22 protein-coding genes and 1 tRNA gene are annotated in these 20371 nt (G+C 60.9%); 3 read left to right on the forward strand and 20 right to left on the reverse strand.

Annotation, left to right across the window (positions count from 1 at the left end; genetic code table 11):
- From rplT to L6418_RS07510, 17 genes are all read right to left on the reverse strand, one after another.
- Positions 1 to 360 carry a 50S ribosomal protein L20 gene (gene rplT / locus L6418_RS07430; protein ID WP_237246293.1) on the reverse strand — a complete coding sequence of 120 codons (360 nt, stop codon included), beginning with the start codon at positions 358 to 360 and terminating at the stop codon, positions 1 to 3.
- Between the two features lie 9 nt (positions 361 to 369).
- Entirely contained in the window at positions 370 to 567 is a 198-nt protein-coding gene (gene rpmI, locus L6418_RS07435) for a 50S ribosomal protein L35 (RefSeq protein WP_013029864.1), read from the reverse strand.
- A 129-nt stretch (positions 568 to 696) separates the two neighbouring features.
- On the reverse strand, positions 697 to 1215 hold the full coding sequence (gene infC / locus L6418_RS07440) for a translation initiation factor IF-3 (protein ID WP_237248712.1): 519 nt from the start codon (positions 1213 to 1215) through the stop codon (positions 697 to 699).
- 21 nt (positions 1216 to 1236) lie between these two features.
- Positions 1237 to 3150, reverse strand: coding sequence for a threonine--tRNA ligase (gene thrS / locus L6418_RS07445; RefSeq protein WP_237246294.1), 1914 nt, complete (start codon positions 3148 to 3150; stop codon positions 1237 to 1239).
- A 111-nt stretch (positions 3151 to 3261) separates the two neighbouring features.
- Complete coding sequence (locus L6418_RS07450; protein WP_237246295.1) at positions 3262 to 4044, reverse strand: ABC transporter permease; 783 nt, start codon at positions 4042 to 4044, stop codon at positions 3262 to 3264.
- Positions 4044 to 5831, reverse strand: coding sequence for an adenylate/guanylate cyclase domain-containing protein (locus tag L6418_RS07455; RefSeq protein ID WP_237246296.1), 1788 nt, complete (start codon positions 5829 to 5831; stop codon positions 4044 to 4046). Before L6418_RS07455 ends, L6418_RS07450 begins: the two co-directional genes overlap by 1 nt.
- A gap of 7 nt (positions 5832 to 5838) precedes the next feature.
- Positions 5839 to 6636 (reverse strand): hypothetical protein, encoded by a 798-nt coding sequence (locus tag L6418_RS07460; RefSeq protein ID WP_237246297.1) that lies wholly within the window; start codon positions 6634 to 6636, stop codon positions 5839 to 5841.
- Between the two features lie 11 nt (positions 6637 to 6647).
- Positions 6648 to 7598, reverse strand: coding sequence for an MlaD family protein (locus tag L6418_RS07465; RefSeq protein ID WP_237246298.1), 951 nt, complete (start codon positions 7596 to 7598; stop codon positions 6648 to 6650).
- A gap of 11 nt (positions 7599 to 7609) precedes the next feature.
- Entirely contained in the window at positions 7610 to 8164 is a 555-nt protein-coding gene (locus tag L6418_RS07470; RefSeq protein ID WP_237246299.1) for a hypothetical protein, read from the reverse strand.
- Positions 8165 to 8201: 37 nt separating this feature from the next.
- Positions 8202 to 8278 (reverse strand) — tRNA-Val (locus L6418_RS07475).
- Between the two features lie 63 nt (positions 8279 to 8341).
- Positions 8342 to 9727, reverse strand: a complete 1386-nt coding sequence (gene dnaB, locus L6418_RS07480) for a replicative DNA helicase (RefSeq protein ID WP_237246300.1) — start codon at positions 9725 to 9727, stop codon at positions 8342 to 8344.
- A gap of 174 nt (positions 9728 to 9901) precedes the next feature.
- Positions 9902 to 10351: a 50S ribosomal protein L9 gene (rplI, locus tag L6418_RS07485; RefSeq protein WP_237246301.1), complete on the reverse strand. Its 450-nt coding sequence runs from the start codon at positions 10349 to 10351 to the stop codon at positions 9902 to 9904.
- Between the two features lie 10 nt (positions 10352 to 10361).
- The gene (gene rpsR / locus L6418_RS07490) at positions 10362 to 10631 is read right to left on the reverse strand and encodes a 30S ribosomal protein S18 (RefSeq protein ID WP_237246302.1); all 270 of its coding nucleotides are present in this window, start codon (positions 10629 to 10631) and stop codon (positions 10362 to 10364) included.
- Between the two features lie 9 nt (positions 10632 to 10640).
- A complete protein-coding gene (priB, locus tag L6418_RS07495) occupies positions 10641 to 10919 on the reverse strand; it encodes a primosomal replication protein N (RefSeq protein ID WP_237246303.1) in 279 nt (92 codons plus the stop codon).
- Between the two features lie 26 nt (positions 10920 to 10945).
- Positions 10946 to 11323 (reverse strand): 30S ribosomal protein S6, encoded by a 378-nt coding sequence (gene rpsF / locus L6418_RS07500; RefSeq protein ID WP_237246304.1) that lies wholly within the window; start codon positions 11321 to 11323, stop codon positions 10946 to 10948.
- Positions 11324 to 11443: 120 nt separating this feature from the next.
- Positions 11444 to 13918 carry an ABC transporter permease gene (locus L6418_RS07505; RefSeq protein ID WP_237246305.1) on the reverse strand — a complete coding sequence of 825 codons (2475 nt, stop codon included), beginning with the start codon at positions 13916 to 13918 and terminating at the stop codon, positions 11444 to 11446.
- A gap of 34 nt (positions 13919 to 13952) precedes the next feature.
- On the reverse strand, positions 13953 to 14621 hold the full coding sequence (locus L6418_RS07510; protein WP_237246306.1) for an ABC transporter ATP-binding protein: 669 nt from the start codon (positions 14619 to 14621) through the stop codon (positions 13953 to 13955).
- Here L6418_RS07510 and L6418_RS07515 point away from each other — a divergent pair.
- On the forward strand, positions 14620 to 15228 hold the full coding sequence (locus L6418_RS07515) for an arylesterase (RefSeq protein ID WP_237246307.1): 609 nt from the start codon (positions 14620 to 14622) through the stop codon (positions 15226 to 15228). The two genes, L6418_RS07510 and L6418_RS07515, sit on opposite strands and share 2 nt — an antisense overlap.
- Positions 15228 to 17261 carry a thioredoxin domain-containing protein gene (locus L6418_RS07520; protein ID WP_237246308.1) on the forward strand — a complete coding sequence of 678 codons (2034 nt, stop codon included), beginning with the start codon at positions 15228 to 15230 and terminating at the stop codon, positions 17259 to 17261. Before L6418_RS07515 ends, L6418_RS07520 begins: the two co-directional genes overlap by 1 nt.
- Here L6418_RS07520 and L6418_RS07525 read toward each other — a convergent pair.
- Entirely contained in the window at positions 17253 to 18209 is a 957-nt protein-coding gene (locus L6418_RS07525; RefSeq protein ID WP_237246309.1) for a S49 family peptidase, read from the reverse strand. The genes L6418_RS07520 and L6418_RS07525 overlap by 9 nt on opposite strands.
- A 26-nt stretch (positions 18210 to 18235) precedes the next feature.
- Entirely contained in the window at positions 18236 to 18892 is a 657-nt protein-coding gene (locus L6418_RS07530; RefSeq protein ID WP_237246310.1) for an HAD family hydrolase, read from the reverse strand.
- Between the two features lie 80 nt (positions 18893 to 18972).
- On the opposite strand from L6418_RS07530, the gene rlmM reads away from it, so the two are divergent.
- Positions 18973 to 19992, forward strand: a complete 1020-nt coding sequence (rlmM, locus tag L6418_RS07535) for a 23S rRNA (cytidine(2498)-2'-O)-methyltransferase RlmM (protein WP_237246311.1) — start codon at positions 18973 to 18975, stop codon at positions 19990 to 19992.
- On the opposite strand, the gene L6418_RS07540 is transcribed toward rlmM, so the two are convergent.
- Positions 19989 to 20357, reverse strand: a complete 369-nt coding sequence (locus L6418_RS07540) for a hypothetical protein (RefSeq protein WP_237246312.1) — start codon at positions 20355 to 20357, stop codon at positions 19989 to 19991. The two genes, rlmM and L6418_RS07540, sit on opposite strands and share 4 nt — an antisense overlap.
- Positions 20358 to 20371 lie beyond the last annotated feature (14 nt).

Below are 20371 nucleotides of genomic sequence, written 5' to 3' on the forward strand. Positions count from 1 at the left end.
TTATGCGCCGAGGCCGGCTTTGGCTTGTGCGACGATCTGCGCGAACGCAGCCTTGTCGAACACGGCCAGATCGGCCAGCACCTTGCGATCGATCTCGATCGCAGCCTTCTTCAGCCCGTTCATGAACACGCTATATGCCATGCCTTGCTCACGAGCAGCCGCATTGATACGCGCGATCCACAGGGTACGGAACTGACGCTTCCTCTGACGACGGTCACGGTAAGCATATTGCCCTGCCTTCATCACCGCTTCCTTGGCGATGCGATAGACGCTATTGCGACGACCGCGGTAACCCTTGGCCAGGTTCAGGACTTTCTTATGGCGCGCACGCGCCGTTACACCACGTTTAACTCTTGGCATGTTGACTCCTTATGCGTAGGGCATCATGGCGCGAACGGACGCCGTGTTGGTTTCATGGACACCAGTGGACCCGCGCAGCTGGCGCTTGTTCTTGGTGGTCTTCTTGGTGAGGATGTGGCGCTTGAACGCTTGACCGCGCTTGATGCTGCCACCGGCGCGAACGCTGAAGCGTTTTTTCGCACCGCTCTTGGTTTTCATCTTTGGCATAACGACTCCATTTATTTGATGACGCCGGGAGGTCCCTGACAGGAACGCTTGAAAACCCGGAACCACTTGTCTGGGACTCTTTTCACTACCACCGCAACGGCAAGTCCCTTGCTCCGCTGCGACGTAAACCTATTTCTTCTTCGGGCCGATCACCATCACCATCTGCCGGCCTTCCATCTTGGGAAACTGCTCCACAGTCCCATGCTCGTCCAGATCGGCCTTGATGCGCTCGATCAGCTTCATGCCAATCTCCTGGTGCGCCATCTCGCGACCGCGGAAACGCAAGGTGATCTTGGTTTTGTCGCCGTCCTCAAGGAATTTGATCAGGTTGCGCAACTTGATGTTGTAGTCGCCTTCGTCCGTACCCGGGCGAAACTTGATTTCCTTGATCTGGACCTGTTTCTGTTTGAGCTTGGCTTCGTGCTGTTTCTTGCTTTCGGCATATTTGAACTTGCCGAAATCCATGACCCGGCACACGGGCGGTTCCGCCAATGGGGCGATCTCCACCAGATCCAGCTCCGCTTCGTCCGCCATACGCAGCGCTTCCGCGACTGCCACGACACCAACCTGCTCTCCCTCCGCGCCAATGAGTCGCACCTGCGGTGCTGTTATCTGCTCATTGATACGCTGCGACTTATCCTGTGCTATTGCAATTTCTCCATTAAAAAATTAAACCGCACCATCCGCCTGCAGCTCGGTATTCAAGCGCTGTAACAGCGCCTCCACCGACATCTGCCCAAGGTCTTCACCTGATCGGGATCGCACGGCAACGAGACCTGCAGCCATTTCCTTATCGCCGATGATCAGCTGGTAAGGCAACTTCTGCAAGCTATGTTCTCGTATTTTATAGGTAATCTTCTCATTGCGCAAATCCGATTGCACCCGGAAGCCGGATGCTCGCAATGTTTCGGCTACTTTCCCGGCATATTCCTCCTGCGCCTGGGAGATATTCATCACCACCGCCTGGACGGGCGCCAGCCACAATGGCAGCGCGCCGGCATGGTTTTCCACCAGGATACCGATGAAACGCTCCAGCGAGCCCAGGATCGCACGGTGCAGCATCACCGGCACCTTGCGGCTGTTGTCCTCATCCACGAACTCGGCGCCCAGGCGGCCCGGCATGGAAAAGTCCACCTGGATCGTGCCGCACTGCCAGGAACGGCCAATGGCATCCTTGATGTGAAATTCGATCTTCGGGCCATAGAACGCCCCCTCGCCCGGCAACTCCTCCCAGGTCATGCCGGAAGCACGCAAAGCGGCGCGCAAGGCATTCTCGGACTTGTCCCAGATATCGTCGGAACCGACCCGGCTTTCCGGGCGCAGCGCCAGCTTGACCGTCACGTCATTGAAGCCGAAATCCTTGTAGACCTTCAGCACCAAGGCATTGAAGGCCGTCACCTCGGACTCGATCTGCCCTTCGGTACAGAAAATGTGGCCATCGTCTTGCACGAAACCACGCACCCGCATCAGTCCATGCAAACCGCCGGACGGCTCGTTACGATGGCAGGAGCCGAATTCTCCATAGCGCAGCGGCAGTTCGCGATAGGAGCGCAGGTCGGCATTGAACACCTGCACATGGCCCGGGCAATTCATCGGCTTGATCGCGTAATCGTGCTTTTCCGACTCGGTGGTGAACATGTTGGCCTTGTAATGCTCCCAGTGGCCGGACTTCTCCCACAGCACGCGGTCGATGATCTGCGGACAGCGGATCTCCTGGTAGCCGTTGTCGCGATAGACATTGCGCATGTATTGCTCGATCACCTGCCACATCGCCCATCCCTTGGGATGCCAGAACACCATGCCCGGCGCTTCATCCTGCATGTGGAACAGGTCGAGCAGCTTGCCCAGCTTGCGGTGGTCACGCTTCTCCGCCTCTTCCAGGCGAACCAGGTAGGCATCCAGATCCTCTTTTTTCGCCCAGGCCGTGCCGTAGATGCGCTGCAGCATCTCGTTCTTCGAGTCGCCGCGCCAATAGGCGCCGGCCACTTTCATCAGCTTGAACACCTTCAGCTTGCCGGTGGAAGGTACGTGCGGACCGCGGCACAGGTCGGTGAATTCGCCCTCGCTGTACAGCGACACATCCTGGTCGGCGGGGATGGACGCTATGATCTCGGCCTTGTATTTTTCGCCGATGGATTTGAAATAGACCACCGCCTCGTCGCGCGGCAATACCTTGCGCGTGACCGGCAGGTCTTTTTTCGCCAGCTCGGCCATGCGCTTCTCGATGGCCGCCAGGTCTTCCGGAGTAAAAGGGCGCGAATAGGAGAAGTCGTAATAGAAACCGTTCTCGATCACCGGACCGATGGTCACCTGCGCTTCGGGAAACAGTTCCTTCACGGCATAGGCCAGCAAGTGCGCGGTGGAATGGCGGATCATATCCAATCCGTCGGCATCCTTGTCGGTGATGATGGCCAGTGTTGCATCGACCGAGATCAGGTGCGAGGTATCCACCAGTTTCCCATCCACCTTGCCTGCCAGCGCAGCACGCGCCAGGCCGGCGCCGATGCTCTGGGCGACCTCGACCACGGTCACGGGATTGGGATAACTGCGTTGCGAACCATCCGGTAAGGTAATGACAGGCATCTTATTCACTCTGCTAAAAACAAATGCGGCCACCGCCGCACTTTCAAATTCGAACTTGGCAACTTCAGACCCGGCACACCCAGCGCCGGAAGGCGCGCAGTATAGCGCAACTCACTCCACCATGCCGAGGTAGGCGATCAGCGCATCCAGCGTGAACACGAACAACAGGCTTTGCAACACAGCCCTGATGGCGACCTTGGGTACTTCGGTCACCGAAGGTTGCGCCTGCATGCCGTTGTAACAGGAGATGGTGGAGATGGCCAGGCCGAACAGGCATCCTTTGATGCCCACCACGACGAACTCGGAAAGCTTGACGGTCTGCAGGAAACGTCCGACCTGCTCCATGTAGGAGACGTTCTGGAACATGGCGCTGATCGCCAGGCCGCCACCGATGGCGACGACCTGGAAATAAATGGTGAGCGCCAGAACGGCCAGCGTGACCCCGGCGATGCGCGGCACCAGCAGGTAGTCGTGCGGCGGGATCCCCATGCGGACCAGGCTGGTCATCTCGTGGCGTGTCTTCATCAAAGCCAGCTCGGAGGCAATGGCTGCACTGCTGCGGGCGATGATGATGATAGCCGCGAACAATGGCCCCACTTCGCGCACCACAGTCCAGATCAGGATCTTCACGGTCAGCCCGCTATCACCGCCAACCAGCGAGGTGATCTGGGTGATGACCAGCGCTCCGCTCAACAGGCCGAACACGGCGACGATGCCCAGCGCCTCCACCCCGGTAAAGAATATCTGGCGGTGGAACACGGCATTCACCGGAGCGATACGCAGCACGCGCAGGTGGGTGAAGGCATACCACAACAGTTGCGCGGCTCCCGCTACCGCCTGGCGCATCTGCATCATCTTCAGCCAGGCAAGGAGTTTGGGCCAGAGCGCGGACATCAGTTGGCAGCCAACAACGGCGGGGTCCAGCCGTATACCTGGATAGCAGCATCGGCGACCACCTGCTCGCCGCAATCGATCAGGTCACCCGAGCCTTCCACTGCTTTTGCCACCGCAGCCGAGCACACCACCGGATATTTCAAAGTCATGGTCAGCTGTTCCAGCTTGCCGGTCCTGCTCACCGCATCGCCGATGATGGTGTATTCATGCCTGGACTCCGAACCGATGTGGCCGACAACCACCGCTCCCACATGCAGCGCGATACCGATCTCGATGGGTGCGACGCCCTGCTCCTGCAGGCGAGAATTGACATTGCGCAAGCGCAGCAACATCTCCTGGGCCGCTTCGAGCGCGTTTTTTTCCGGACATTCCAGCGTCTGCGGCGCGCCGAAGAATGCCATGATGCCGTCGCCGATGAACTTGTCCACCGTACCCTTGTGCTGGTGGATAGCCACGGTCATCTCGGAGAAATAATCGTTCAGCAGGGATACCACCTCCTGCGGCGGCCGATTCTCGCTGCGCGGGCCGAACCCATGGATGTCGGCAAACAGGATACACAGACGCATGCGGGCCCCCTCCAGTCCGGAGCGGATGTTGCCCGCCATGATCTCCTGCAGCACCTCCTGGCTGACATAGCTGCCGAAAGTGCCGCGCAGCCACTTCCGTTGCCGCACTTGTCGCGCTCCTTCATAGGCCAGGCGGGCAAGGAAGGCGAGCACGCCGGCGAGCAGTATCCCGCCTATTGGCAGGAATATCCCCTGCCCCAGCAACCACGTCGAGACCAGCAACAGCAGGAGCGGGAACACGATCACTGCTGCCAGCTTGAACCAGCTGATGCGTCCCAGCCAGAATAATGCGGCCAGCGCCGTCAACGCGCCCACCAGCCAGGTGTTCGCCTCGCGGACCAGCCCAGCGCCCAGCATCGAACGCAGTATCTGCGCCTGCATCAGCACTCCTGGTACCCGCAGCTTGCTGGGCTCCCAGGATGCCAGCGGAACCGGCGCCTTGGCACGATCACCGAATCGAGCCACCACACCCAGCAACACCGGCTTGCCGCGGAAAGTGCGCTCCAGCAATTCGGCATTCCCCTGCCTCTGCCACTCCAGCACCTTGAGGAAAGGAATGTATTCGAATTTTTCGCCCGCACTGAAATCCACCAATCCGGTTCCGGGGTGCGGCGTCCCGAGGCGAGCCGCCATTTTTTCGACCAGCATGGAACCGCGCGCATTCACCGTACACAGGTTGGGATCGAAGCGACGCACCACCCCATCGTCATCCTGGCAAAGCACCACCGAAGCCAATGCATCCTCTCCGACAGCGGCAACATAAGGAGCGTACACCGGACGGAAAGTGCCGCTATCGTCCAGCATCTGGGCCAGCACCAACGGCGTTTGCGCCTTCAAGCGCTGCAGACCTTGCAGCAGGATCTGGTCGTATTGCGGCACGAGGAACTGGTAGGATCGTTCCGGCAGCGGTATATCCAGGCCGACCACGGACGGACGGGCTAGCGCCATCGCATCGAGAAACCTGGCCAGGTGCGGATGCCACAGGGAAAACGGCTCGATCAGCGCCTTGGTGGCATCCTCATCGATACCGACGATGACCACATCGTTCTTCGGCTGATGCACGTCGTACCGATGCATCAAATCGAATTGTTCGTCCAGCACCGTGCGGCTCAATTGATCCCCGGCCTGGAATACATGCAGCAGCACTGCTGCCAGCACGCAGATGCCCAGCCCCAGCAGCATTGTTGCCTTATGCCTGTCCAGCCGGCTGAACGCATCCATCAGCGCCTCACTTCACCGACACTGCGGCGATACGGCCCGCCCTGTCGCGGCACTGTGCCGCCAGTTCCGCCCGGCCCAGTTTCTCGTGCGCCTGTGCAGCAAGCAGCAAGTCCTGGCGTATTTTCTCGGGCAGCCCCATCGACTTGTCGATAGCCAGCGCCTCTTCCGCCAGATGCAGCGCTGCATCGGGATCGTTCTTCAGCAATTTGGCCGATGCGGCCAGGCGCAGGGAATTGGCATATTCCAGTGGCGATGCATTCCTGTTTTCCGAGGCTCCCCGCTCGCTCCAATGCAAGGCCTTGTCGGCATCGTTAGCGTGCAGCGCGATACTGGCGCGGGCATTGTCGATCACACCTGCCAGCGTGCAGCCGGACACGCAATACGCGGCGGCCTGCTCCACCCATTTGCCGGCACCCGCCTCATCGTCCTGCTGCAAACTCAGCAAGGATCTCTGTACCGACGCCGCCGCAAGTTGTGCCGGTGCATAGTGGAGCGCCTTGTCTTCCAGCAGGCTGTCGAGATAGCGCTGTGCCTGCGCAGGCTGGCCCATGACCTGGCTCACCCGGGCAAGATTCAGTGTATTGATGGCGATGCCATTCACGTTCTCGATGGCGACATCCAGCTGCAGTGCATTCTGAAACAACGCGGCCGCAGTCTGGTATTCGCCGCGCTGGAATGCGCGCTGTGCGCGCTGATTGAATTCGGTCGCCTGCTCCTGCCGTGCGCTACGCACCTCTTCGACATGGCCGCAGGCGGACAACAGCAAGAGACTGCATAACAGGACGATGACTGGGCGAACGATCAAGCGGGCCTCCATCACGGCAAGGGTTTCGGAGGGACGTAGCCGTCCACCGGCAGCACCTGCTCCTCGGGCTGGGGGAACAATCCATTGAGCAGCCACGACTTCCTCACGCCACCCAGCGTGTCCTGGCTGTCCTGTACCAGCGCATTGGTATTGCGCACCAGCGCAGGCACCTCGGCGGCGGATTCGCTCGTCATCTTCTTGATATCGGAGGTCGCGGACTGGACGTTGTCCAGGGTCGAATCGGCCTTCTCCACCAGCTTCGGAATCGACTTGTCCAGCGTTTCCAGGCTGGAATTGACCTTATCCAGCGCCTTGTCGAATTTCCCGTACGCCCCATCGAGCTTCTGGTTGCTGCTGGCACCCAACTGAGTGAACTGGTGCACGGTCTCGCGGAAGGCGCCCGTGGCCTGGTTCAGGTTTTTCAGCGTTTGCTGCACATCGCCATCGGGATTGTTGATGGAAGAAGTGATCTGATGGATGTCACCCAGGATGGGCTGCAACTGCGCGGCCAAGTTCTCGACCACGGTGCTGGCATCCTGTCCGCGCTCGAAAGCCAGCACGCTGTTATGCGTCACCTGCTTCACCTGCTGCGAACCGGGGATGATTTCCACCACACTCTCGCCGACCAGCGCCTCCTTGATGAGGCGCGCTTTGGCATCTTGTCCGATAAGGTGGACATATTCGTCATCCAGCGCCACTTTCACCCGCACCGTGGCATTGGGCTGCATGCTCACATCCTGCACGCTGCCGACCTTGAAGCCGACGAACTTGACCGCCATCCCTTTGCTCAGTCCCTGTGCATTGGGTGTGAAAAAATAGATTGTGGTGCTGCGGTGGAAGTAATCCTGCTGGATGGCAATCATCAGCAACACCAGCAACATGACACCGACGGCCCCCAGCATGAATCGCCTGGTGCGCTTTTCAATGGTCAGCAATCTCTGGTTGTAGGTGGATAATTTCATCCCGGATTTCTTTACAGGTGGATCAAGCGTCGCTTTGGATCGTCCTTGTCGCCATATTCCTCGAAGCTTACCAGCGCCGACGTGCGGAACGGGAAGTATAAACGGAATACCTTGTCGAAACCGACCGCACGCGCCAGCTCCTTGCGCGACAACCCCTCGAGCATGGAATCGTAGATGATGAGTTCCGGACTCATCAGCATGGCACGCACGAAACCGACCAGCCGCTTTTCATATAGCGACAATTGATCCGGCAGCTTGAGCAGCAGTTCGGTGACGGCGGCTTCGTCCGGCAACCCGCATTGATTCAGCAACCGCGCCACGTTGTCTTCGAGCTTGCCGGCAAGCTCGATGCCATGATATTGCACCGGCAGGACGATGTTCTCCCACACGCGCAGATTGCTGATCAATCCGCCGTTATGCGGCACGATGACCACACCGGGCTGTTCGCCCAAACTCTTGAGCAGCGCAGCGCGCTGAGATTCCGAACGGACGACGAGACAGTAGGAATAGCCGGATTGCAGCAGGGCTTGGGTAGCTTCTTCTCCATGCAAGCTCAATGTGAACATGGCATTTCTCAGAAGAATCCGGGACGATTCGGGAAATTGGTAGGCGCGATTGGACTCGAACCAACGACCCCCACCATGTCAAGGTGGTGCTCTAACCAGCTGAGCTACGCGCCTGTAAAAGGACGCGCATTGTAACCGAACAGTTCGGCAGAGCCAAGAAATTAATGCTGTTTTATCTCAGTACTGGGCAGGGGCATGGTTCTCAAAGCGCGTGAACTCGCCCCGGAAAGTCAGGCTCACCGCACCGATCGGACCATTACGTTGCTTGCCGACGATGATCTCGGCCTTGCCCTTGTCCGGCGAATCCGGGTTGTAGACTTCGTCGCGATAGATGAACAGGATCAAATCGGCATCCTGCTCAATGGCGCCCGATTCGCGCAAGTCCGACATCACCGGCCGCTTGTTCGGGCGTTGCTCCAGGCTGCGGTTAAGCTGCGACAACGCGATCACCGGCACGTGCAATTCCTTGGCCAGCGACTTCAGCGAACGCGATATCTCGGAGATCTCGGTGGCGCGGTTCTCGCTCGCCTTGCCCGATGGCGAAGACATGAGCTGGATATAGTCAATCACCACCAGTCCGAGGCCGTTGTTCTGCCGGTGCAGACGGCGTGCGCGCGAACGCAGCTCCAGCGCGTTCAGGCCCGGGGTCTCGTCGATGAAAATCGGTGCATCGTTGAGCAGACCCAGGGCATGGGTCATGCGCGACCAGTCATCGTCTTCCAGCCGCCCGGTGCGCAAGGTGTGCTGATTGAGGCGCCCGACCGATCCGATCATACGCATCGCCAGCTGCGCGCCGCCCATTTCCATACTGAAGATCGCCACCGGCTTGCCTTCCAGCGCCACGTTCTCGGCGATGTTGATTGAGAACGCGGTCTTGCCCATACTGGGGCGTCCCGCCACGATGATCAGATCCCCCGGCTGCAGGCCGGAGGTCATGCGATCCAGGTCGGCAAAGCCGGTCGCCGTGCCGGTCACGTCGCTGGCGTTATCCCGCCCATACAGGGTCTCGATGCGCTCCACCACCTGCGTCAGCAGCGGCGGCATGGCCACAAAGCCCTGGCTGCCTCGCTCGCCCTCTTCGTTGATCTCCAGCACGCGACTCTCGGCCTCGTCCAGTAATTGCTCCGCCGAACGCCCGCCGGGGTTGTAGGCACTGGTGGCAATATCGCTGCCGACTTCCACCAGCTTGCGCATGATGGCGCGCTCGCGCACGATCTCGGCATAACGGCGGATATTGGCCGCGGACGGCACGTTCTGCGCCAGCGTGCCGAGGTAAACCAGCCCGCCTGCCTTCTCCAGTTCGGCATGGCTCTCCAGCGACTCCGCCACGGTAATGACATCGACCGGCTTCGCATGTTCGGTGAGGCGGCCGATATGGCGCCAGATCAGGCGGTGCTCGTTGCGATAGAAATCGCTTTCGCTCAACAGGTCGGCGATCTTGTCCCAGGCACTGGTATCCAGCAGGATGCCACCCAGCACCGACTGTTCCGCCTCGACGGAATGCGGAGGGAGCTTCAGGGCTTCAAGCTGGGAATCGGCAACGGGAGCTGAAAAATTTTGCATGATGTGACCGCAAATTTCGGGAAGGAGATTCTACACTGACGAGCGAGTTTGCACGCTCGAATTCAGAATGTGAAAAAGGGCTGTCGCCAGCCCTTTTTCCAACTACCTGACAACGCAGGATTAGCTTTGCACAGCCCGCTGGGCAGGCCGCCAAAACGGCGGCCAAGCCATGGGTTACTGCTCGGCAACCACGGTCACAGTGACGTTTGCAACCACATCCGGATGCAGCGCAATGGTGATCGAATGATCGCCGATCTGCTTCAGGTGGCCGGTTTCCATACGTACCTGGCTCTTTTCCACCTTGTGGCCTTGTGCCACCAGCGCTGCGGCGATGTCCGCATTGGTCACGGAACCGAACAGCTTGCCGTCCACGCCGGCCTTCTGCGCGATCTGCACAGTGAAGCCTTCCAGCTTGGCACCGCGAGCCTGCGCATCGGCCAGCTTGGCTGCTTCAGCCGCTTCCAGTTCAGCGCGGCGTGCCGCGAAATCCGCCACGTTGCTTTCCGTCGCACGCTTGGCCTTGCCTTGCGGGATCAGGAAGTTACGCGCGAAACCGTTCTTCACTTTGACCACATCGCCCAACTGGCCGAGGTTGATCACTTTTTCCATCAGAATCACTTGCATGATCTACTCCTTAGTGCAAATCGGTGTAAGGCAGCAACGCCAGGAAACGCGCGCGCTTCACGGCCACGCTCAACTGACGCTGGTAACGCGTCTTGGTGCCGGTGATGCGGGCCGGGATCAGCTTGCCGTTCTCGGAGATGAATTCCTTCAGGATGTTGATGTCCTTGTAATCCACTTCCGCGATCTTCTCGGCGGTGAAACGGCAGAACTTGCGACGCTTGAACAGCTGACGCGAAGCGTTGTTCTTCTTGTCGTCTTTCTTCTTAAATACACGAGCCATGCTGTGCTCCTATCTCAATGTAACGTTATCAATGTGCAACACCAGCTGCGCGATCTTCAGGCTGCGCTGCGCCAGGAAACCTTCGGCTCTCACCATCTGTCCGGGCTGCAAACGGCTGACTTGCTGTGCCGCCTCGCCGATCGCCAATGCCGGAATCTCGCACTGAACCTGACGTTGCATCCCTGCTTCCTGCTGCATCGAGCTATGGCGCAATTTGAACGCCACTCTCGCCAAACCTGCCGGGGTATAACGCAAGCCTTCCAGCTCGACGAGTTCCCCTTCAATCACACAACGGTTGCTGCTCAATCCTTGAATTACTCAGCCGCTGCGGGAGCCGGAGCTGCCTCAGCTGCATCGCTGAACGAACGCGACTTCTCTTCCTTCATCATGGCGGAAGGCGTAACGACTGCAGCCTTGGTCTTGATGGTCAGGTGGCGCAGCACGGCGTCGTTGAACTTGAATGCGTGCTCGAGCTCGTCCAGCGTGGGCTGGTCGACTTCGATGTTCATCAGCACATAGTGTGCCTTGTGGATCTTCTGGATCGGGTATGCCAGCTGGCGGCGGCCCCAGTCTTCCAGACGGTGGATGTGACCGTTCTTGCTGGTCACCAACGTGCGATAACGCTCGACCATCGCGGGCACTTGCTCGCTCTGATCGGGATGCACGATAAATACGATTTCGTAGTGTCGCATTACATCTCCTTGTGGATTAAAGCCCCCCGACATGATGGACGGTGGAGCAAGGTCAAAACTCCCTTTTTCAGGGAGGGGCGCATTATAGGGATATTCCGTGCCGCGTCAAGCGCTAAGCCATTAATCCGCCGCAAGAATGCGCAACGGCGGGCGTAACGCCAGCTTCCTGGTCGCCAGCCAGCCGGCTGCCATCACCACGGCCATGCCGCCGCCGGCACCGACGAACCAGATGGAAGCGCTTGTCTGGTAAGGGATATCCAGCACGAACCGCGCCAGCACCCAGCCCAGCATTTCCGCCCCTGCCGCCGCAAACAGGCCACTCAGGCCGCCCAGCACGGCGAATTCCGACAGGTGCAGGTTCCGCAGGTAACGGCTGTCCGCCCCCAGCGTGCGCAGGATCGCCGCCTCGTGGCTGCGCTCGTCCTGCGTGGCCAGCAGGGCGGCATACAGTACCGCCAGGCCGGAAAACAGCGTGAACAGGAACACTGCGCTGACAGCCTGCGCGATCTGGTCCATGATGTTGCGCACTTGGGCAATCACCGCACCGGTATCGATCAGCAACAGGTTGGGGAACGTGCGCGACAGCTCGTCGCCCGCGCGCACCTTGTCCGGCGGCAGGTAGAAGCTGCCCAGGTAGCTGGCCGGATAATCCCTGAGCAGGTCCGGTGTGGCAATGACGAAGAAATTCACCTTCATCGAATCCCACTGCACCTTGCGCAGGCTGGTGACTTTCGCGGTAAAGACGCTGCCGGCCACGTCGTAGGTAAGCATGTCACCAAGATGAATCCCCAGAGTCCTGGCGATGCCCTCTTCCACCGACAACTGCCCATTTTCCCCCGCGGTCCACCAGCTGCCACTCACCAGCTGGTTCCACACCGGCATTCGCTCCATCCAGGAAAGGTTGAACTCTCGCTCCACCAGCGCCTGCGCACGCGGATCGGGATAACTGTTGCCGTTGATGGTGCGATCGTTGATGGCGATCAGCCTGCCGCGCACCATCGGTTGCAGCTCGGGGACCGGCAACGCATTACGCGCAAAGTAATCCCGCACCGGCTGCAGCTGGTCGGGCTGGATGTTCACCACAAAGCGGTTCGGCGTATCCGGCGGCAGCTTGCCCTGCCAGCTTTCCAGCAGATCGGCACGCACCAGCGTCAGCACCAGCAAGGCCATGCCGCCCAGGCTCAGCGCCACCACCTGCACCGCGGCGCTACGCCCGTGCCGTGCCAGGTTGTTGAAGGCGTGCCGCCACTGCGACTGGAAATAGTACGCATTGCGCGCCAGGCCATGCAGCAACAGCCAGGCCAGCCAGCCGAACATCAACAATCCGGCCAGCAAGCCGCCCAGCACTGCCAGGCCCAGTTTCAGCGAACCGGCTTGCCACAGGAACAGCAGCGCCAGCACGCCCACCGCGAGGCCATAGATCAGCCAGCTGCTGGCAGCGGGCAAACCCAGTTCGCGGCGCAGTACGCGCAGCGGCGACACTTTGCGCAATTGCAGCAAAGGCAGGAAGGCGAAACCGAGCAGCAAGGCAAAGCCGCTGACGGCGGCTTTCAGCAAAGGCAGTACACCGGGCTGCGGCAGGATCGCGTCGCGCATCGAAGCGATGCTCGCAACCAGCACCGCTTGTGTGGCATAGCCCAGCAAGCCGCCGCACAACACCGCCACCACGCCGAGCAGGATGAACTGATACAGGAACAGCCACAGCACCTGTCCCTGCTGCGCGCCGAGGCAGCGCATCACTGCGCACCCATCCAGGTGGCGCAGCACGAAGCGCCGTGCCGCCAGCGCCAGCGCCGCGCCGGCCAGGATCGCGGCAGTGAGCGCAGCCAAGCCGAGGAAATGCTCGGCGCGCTCCAGCGCCGTACGTATCTCCGGGCGGGCATCGCGCACATCCTCCATCTTTTCGTTGCCGGAAAGTTTGTCCTGCAGCACTGCGCGCAAGGCAGCCACCTGCTTCCCATCGCCTGCGACCATCAACCGGTAGGAGATGCGGCTGCCTTCCTGCAGCAGGCCGGTGGAAGCCAGATCGGCATCGTTCATCAGCACTCGCGGCGCAAAACTGGCAAAGCCGATGGACTGATCGATATCCTTCACGATGCGCGCCGCGACGACGAAATGACGGTTGCCGATACCGACTTCATCGCCCACCTGCATGCCGAGGCGGCGCAACAGGCGTTCGTCCACCCACACCGTACCGCCTGCCGGTATCGCCTGCGCCACATGCACGCTGCCATCGTCGATCTCGATCTTGCCGCGCAGCGGGTAGCCCGTCTCCGTCGACTGTATCTCGCCCAATATCGCCTGCTCGCGATGCGACACCATGCTGGGGAAAGTACGGTTCTCCACCACGCGCAGATTGCGAGCCTGGGCCAGCTTGCGGTAATCGGGCGAGAACGGCCGGGTGGAGGTGATGCGCAGGTCGGCGCCGATCAGGCTCTGCGCCTGCTGCTGCAAGGCCTGCCGCACGCGGTCGGCAAACAGGCCGACGGTGGCAAGACTGCCCACCGCCAGCACCAGCGCCAGCAACAGCACGCGCCACTCTCCTGCGCGCCAGTCGCGGCGCAGCAAGTTAAGCGACAAGCGCAGGATGTTCACGCCCCTTCTCCCACCTTGGCAATACAAAAAACCTTCATTCCACCACCCGCCCTGCCGCCAACCGCAGCTGCTTGCCGCAACGTCGCGCCAGCGCCTCATCGTGCGTGACCAGAATCAGTGTCGTGCCCTGCGCACGATTGAGTTCCAGCATCAGCTCGATGACTTGCGCGCCGGTGGCGGCATCGAGGTTGCCGGTCGGCTCGTCGGCAAAAAGAATCTTGGGCCGGGTGACGAACGCACGGGCCAGCGCAACGCGCTGCTGTTCGCCGCCCGAGAGGTGCTTGGGCACATGATGCATGCGCGCAGCAAGACCGACCTGCCGCAACGACATCTCGGCACGCTGGCGCGCATCCCTGGCGCCGGCCAGTTCCAGCGGCAGCATGACGTTCTCCAGCGCGTTCAGCGCCGGCAGCAGCTGGAACGACTGGAACACGAAGCCTGCCAGTTCGCCGCGCAGGCGGGCGCGGCCGTCCTCGTCCAGCGCGAACAGGTCGGCACCGTGCAGCACTACCCTGCCGCCGGTCGGGACATCCAGCCCGGCCAGCAGCCCGAGCAGGGTGGATTTGCCGGAACCCGACGCACCGACGATAGCCAAGCTTTCGCCCGCAGCCACGTCGAAGGTGACATCGTGCAGGATAGTGAGCGGCTGGTCGCCACTTAAAACTTGCTTGGTGAGCCCTACTGCTTGCACAATCGACGCCATGAAGACCTTCCTGAAAATCGTTTTGCTGATCGCTGCGTTTGCGCTGTCCCAGCCCGCTTCTGCGGCGAAGAACATCCTGGTGTTCGGCGACAGTTTATCAGCCGGCTATGGAATTGCGCGGGACGATTCATGGGTGAATTTATTGCAGCAGGAACTGAAGAAAAAACACCCGCAGTTCGAGGTGGTGAATGCGAGCATCAGCGGTGAAACGACGGCAGGCGGACTGCGCCGCATCGGCAAGGCCTTGCAGGAACATCATCCCGAGATCGTGATCGTCGAGCTGGGGGCAAACGACGGACTGCGCGGCACCAATCTGGCCGAAACGGAAAAGAACCTGGACAAGATCATCGGACAGACGCAAAAAGCCAATGCCAGGGTGCTGCTGCTCGGCATCCAGCTGCCGCCGAACTATGGTCCCGATTACACCAGGCGATTCCGCACCCTCTATCCGAGACTGGCGAAAAAGCACGATATCACGCTGGTCCCCTTCATGCTGGAAGGGGTTTTGCCGGAACAGTTCCAGGCCGACAATCTGCATCCGAATGCCGAGGCACAACCGGGTATCATGCGCCATATCCTGCGCTCACTGATGCCCCTACTCGACTGATGCCCAATCACCTCACGCACGAAACAAGCCCCTACCTGCTGCAGCACGCCGACAATCCGGTGGATTGGCATCCGTGGAATGCCGAGACGCTGCGACTCGCGCGCGAACAGGACAAGCCCATCCTGCTCTCCATCGGCTACTCGGCCTGCCACTGGTGCCATGTGATGGCGCACGAATCGTTTGAGGACGAATCCGTCGCTGCCGTGATGAACGAGTTGTTCATCAACATCAAGGTGGACAGGGAAGAACGCCCCGACCTCGACCAGATCTACCAGAATGCGCATCACCTGCTCTCGCGCCGCGGCGGCGGCTGGCCACTGACCATGTTCCTGGCGCCGGACGGCACCCCGTTCTACAGTGGCACCTATTTCCCCAAGCAGGCGCGCTATGGCTTGCCAGGCTTTCCAGACCTGCTGTCGAGGGTCGCTGCAGCCTACAAAGAGAACCGCAACGAGCTTGCCGCACAAAGCAAACAGCTCATCGCCCAGCTCGCCACATGGCAGCCTGAGAAAAGCGCGACGGACATCGCACTCGACGCAGCTCCAATCGACCTGGCGGTGCAGCAGCACAACCAGGATTTCGACCCCGTGAACGGCGGCTTCGGCGGCGCCCCCAAGTTCCTGCATCCCGCGGAACTGGACCTGCTGCTGCGTCAGGCACAGGCCAGGCAAGATGACCGGACCCGCCATACGGCCCTGTTCACCCTGCGGCAGATGGCGCTGGGCGGCCTGTACGACCAGCTTGGCGGCGGCTTCTGCCGCTACAGCGTGGATGCGGAGTGGAATATCCCGCATTTCGAGAAGATGCTCTACGACAACGGCCTGTTGCTCGGCCTGTATTGCGATGCGTGGCTGAGCAGCAACGATCCGTTCTTCGCCCATATCGTGGAACAGACGACCGGCTGGGTGATGCGCGAGATGCAGTCGCCGCACGGCGGTTATTACGCCTCGCTGGATGCCGACTCCGAGCATGAGGAAGGCAAGTTCTACGTCTGGCAGCGCAACGACATCCGCGCCCTGTTGAGTGCAGACGAATACGCGCTCGTCCAGCCTTACTACGGCCTGGACAGCACGCCCAACTTCGAGAACCACGCCTGGAACCTGCGCGTGACCCGGCCCTTGGGCGAGATCGCGCAGCAGCTGCACCTGGACAACGAGCAGGCAGCCTCGTTGCTCGCTTCGGCACAGGCGAAACTGTTTGCCGCGCGCGAGCAACGCATCCGTCCCGGTCGCGACGAAAAGATACTCGGCAGCTGGAATGGCCTGATGATTGCCGGCATGGCCAAAGCCGCACGCGTCTTCCGGCGCGCAGACTGGTTGCATTCGGCGCAGCGGGCGATGGATTTCGTGCATGCCACCCTGTGGCAGGACGGCAGGCTGCTGGCGACGCACAAGGATGGCAAGACCCACCTGAACGCCTACCTCGACGACCATGCCTACCTGCTCAATGCGGCGCTGGAGCTGATGCAGAGTGAATATCGTCCCGCCGATATGGGCTTTGCCATGCAGCTCGCCGATGCGCTGCTGACGCGTTTCGAAGACCGCGACAACGGCGGCTTCTTCTTCACCAGCCATGACCACGAAGCGCTGATCCAGCGCAACAAGACCGGACAGGACAACGCCACGCCGTCCGGCAACGGCATCGCTGCCCAGGCCCTGCTGCAACTGGCGGAACTGACCGGCGACATGCGCTATGCGGATGCGGCGGAACGCTGCCTGAAACTGTTCTTCCCGCTCATGCAACGGGCCGCCGGTCATTTCAGCAGCCTGTGCACCGCCCTTGGGGCCGCCGTGCAACCGCCCTCCTTGCTGGTATTGCGCGGCGCGGAAAAAGAAACAGCCGCCTGGCGGGCGGCTGTAGCGGCCGCATATCGGCCTGGATTGATGTGCATCGTGCTGACGGGGGATGAGGCAGACTTGCCGCCGCCGCTGGACAAGCCCGACCACGCCCGCGCCGCTGCCTGGCTGTGTCGCGGCACGCAATGCCTGCCGCCGATCACCAGCCTCGATGCATTGCTCGCTGCCTTAGCGTAGCGTGACGCCGCCCATCTGGGCACCGAAACCCGGGAAGGCGCTCGCCACGCCCGCACCGAACTTCTTGGCCAGACGGTCAGCCAATCCTTCATGGGTGGTGAAGTCGACGACGTTTTCCGCCTTGATCACATCGCGCGCCACCGAATCCACACTGCCGATGTCGTCTGCCAATCCCATCTGGATGGCCTTGTCGCCGGTCCAGAACAGGCCGCTGAAGGTTTCCGGCGTCTCCTTCAGGCGCTTGCCGCGGCCCTGCTTCACCACATCGATGAACTGCATGTGGATGTCTTCCAGCATGTTGCGGGTAAATTCCTCATGCTTGGGATTGCGCGGCGAGAAAGGATCCATGAACCCCTTGTTCTCGCCCGCCGTCATCAGGCGACGCTCCACGCCGAGCTTCTGCATGGTACCGGTGAAGCCGAAGCCATCCATCAGCACGCCGATGGAACCCACGATGCTGGCCTTGTTGACGAAGATCTTGTCCGCTGCCGCCGCAATGTAATAGCCGCCGGAAGCACACATGTCCTCAACCACCACATACAGCGGGATATCGGGATGCAGGGTCCGCTGGCGGCGAATCTCGTCGTTCACCAGCCCGGCCTGCACCGGGCTGCCGCCGGGGCTGTTGCAGCGCAGCAGCACGCCCGCCGTGTTCTTGTCCTTGAACGCATCCTGCAGGCTGCCGATCAGGTTGTCGGCATTCGCATTGCTGTCGGCCGAGATCACTCCGGTCAGCTCGATCAGTGCCGTATGTTTGCCGGTCAGCGAACCATCGACCTTGTCGCCGCTCCAGTTCATGACCAGGTAGAGCAGGAAGAACAGGTAACCGAAGGTCAGCACCTTGAAGAAGATGCCCCAGTGCCGCGCACGGCGCTGCTCCTGAATGGCCGACAGCGCCAGCTTTTCCAGCACGCCGCGTTCCCAGCTGTTATTGTTTTCTTCTGACATATCGTTTCACTCCTTCACTAAATTTTTCAGGCGTTGGCCCTGAACCATGCGCGCAACCCGGCAAAATCGTCCAGCAGGGCAATCGGCTTCAATTCGCGCAACTGATCCTCGGGATGGGCGCCATGTGTTACACCGATCGCATCGACCCCGGCATTGATCGCCATCTGCAGGTCGTGCGTGGTATCGCCGACCATCAGGGTGCGCTCCGGCGACACATCCAGTTCATCCATGATCTCCAGCAGCATGGCCGGATGCGGTTTGGAAAAGGTCCGGTCCGCCGTGCGCGTTGCATGGAAGTATTCCCCCATGCCGGTCGATTCCAGCGCGTGATCCAGTCCGTTGCGATTCTTGCCCGTCGCGACCGCCAGCCGGTATCCGGCATCGTGCAACTCGGCGATGGTCTCGCGCGCCTGGTCGAACAAGGGGATCGATTCGTTCTGCGACAGGAAATGATGCCGGTAACGCTGCGTCAGCGGTTCGTACATCTCTTCCGGGGCATCGGGGACCGCATGGCGCAGGGCCTGCATCAGCCCGAGCCCGATCACGTGGCGCGCCGTTTCTTCATCCGGCACCGGCAATTTCAGATCGCGGCACGCTGCCTGGATCGAACCGGCGATAATGGCCGTGGAGTCCATTACCGTACCGTCCCAGTCGAACACGATCAAGTCATAACGTTTTGTCATCCATACCGCCAAAATAATGTGGACGTGAATTCTACCATTTCGCTTGCCCATGCTTTAGACAACCCATACCATGCCGCGCCATGAGTACCCTACCCAGTTGGCTGATCTACTGCCGCCCCGGTTTCGAACGCGATTGCGTGGAAGAAACCCAGGCCAAACCCATTGAAACCGAGGACAACAGCGGCTATGTCGTGCTGCAGGGCAAGCCGAACCTGGCTTACCGGCAACTGGCCTTTGCACGCCAGTTGCTGCGCCTGCATACGGAAGTGCGCGAATTGCCGGAGCGCGACCGCCTGAGCCCGCTGCTGGCAGCGATACCCGCCACGCCGGAAAAGTTCGGCGCGCTGTACCTGGAAGTGCCGGATACCAACGAGGGCAAGACGCTCTCCGGTTTCACGCGACGCTTCCAGCCGTTGCTGGAAGACCCGTTGCGCAAAAGCTCCCGCCTGGTGGACGACCCCGCGTTACCGCGCCTGCATGTCTTCTTTCCCGACAGCCAGCGTGCCCTGATCGCCACCAGCGATCCGCTCAACAGCTCGGCCGCACTGAATGGCATCCAGCGGGTGAGCATGGCCGGCGATGCGCCGAGCCGTTCCTACCTCAAGCTCGCGGAAGCGTTCGAGGTCTTCCTCGACCGGAAGGAACAGGCATCATGGCTGAAACCGGGCATGACTGCCGTGGATCTGGGCGCCGCGCCCGGTGGCTGGACCTGGCAACTGGTGCAACGCGGCCTGAAAGTCGTCGCGGTGGACAACGGTCCGCTCAAGGGCGCTGCGGCTGGTCACCCGTCCATCAGGCATCTGCGTCAGGACGGTTTCCGTTTCCGCCCCCAGCGCCCTGTCGACTGGCTGGTGTGCGACATGGTGGAGCAGCCGCAAAGGGTCGCGGCATTGATGACGGAATGGTTCGTCAACGGCCTGACACAGCGCGCCGTGTTCAACCTCAAGCTGCCGATGAAGAAACGCGTCGCCGCCCTGCATGAAGCGCTCAATGGCATCCGTACCGCCATCAACGCAAAAGGCTTGCGCTACCGGCTGGAAGCCAAGCAGCTCTACCACGACCGTGAAGAAGTGACCGTTTTCCTGGCCAGGAAGCGCTAGGCCTGTTCGTCGATATGCTCGACCATGTCGCCCTCGCGCATATTATGGCGGCGACGGTCTATCCCTGAACGCAGCTCGACCAGAACGGGCTGGTGACTGACGCGGCGGCAAGCCTTGCGGCGATCCTCGAAGGGCGAAGCCCGGCGAAGCGGCTGTTGCTGCACGCCGGCTACCGCCTGATGCACCGCCTGCGGTGCGACGTAGGATTCAGGCTGCTCGCGCGGGCTCACCGGCTTCACGGCCTGAGCCGCTGACAGCCCCTTCACCTGGCGGGTGTTCGGACTCGTCGTCACTGGCGGCAGGCTGGGCACGTAGCGCATGGCATCCTCCTTGGCCATCATGGCCGGTACTGCAATTATCGGCAAAACCCGCCCGAAAC

Origin of the sequence: Sideroxyarcus emersonii (assembly GCF_021654335.1) — a bacterium.
GTDB classification, from domain to species: Bacteria; Pseudomonadota; Gammaproteobacteria; order Burkholderiales; family Gallionellaceae; genus Sideroxyarcus; species Sideroxyarcus emersonii.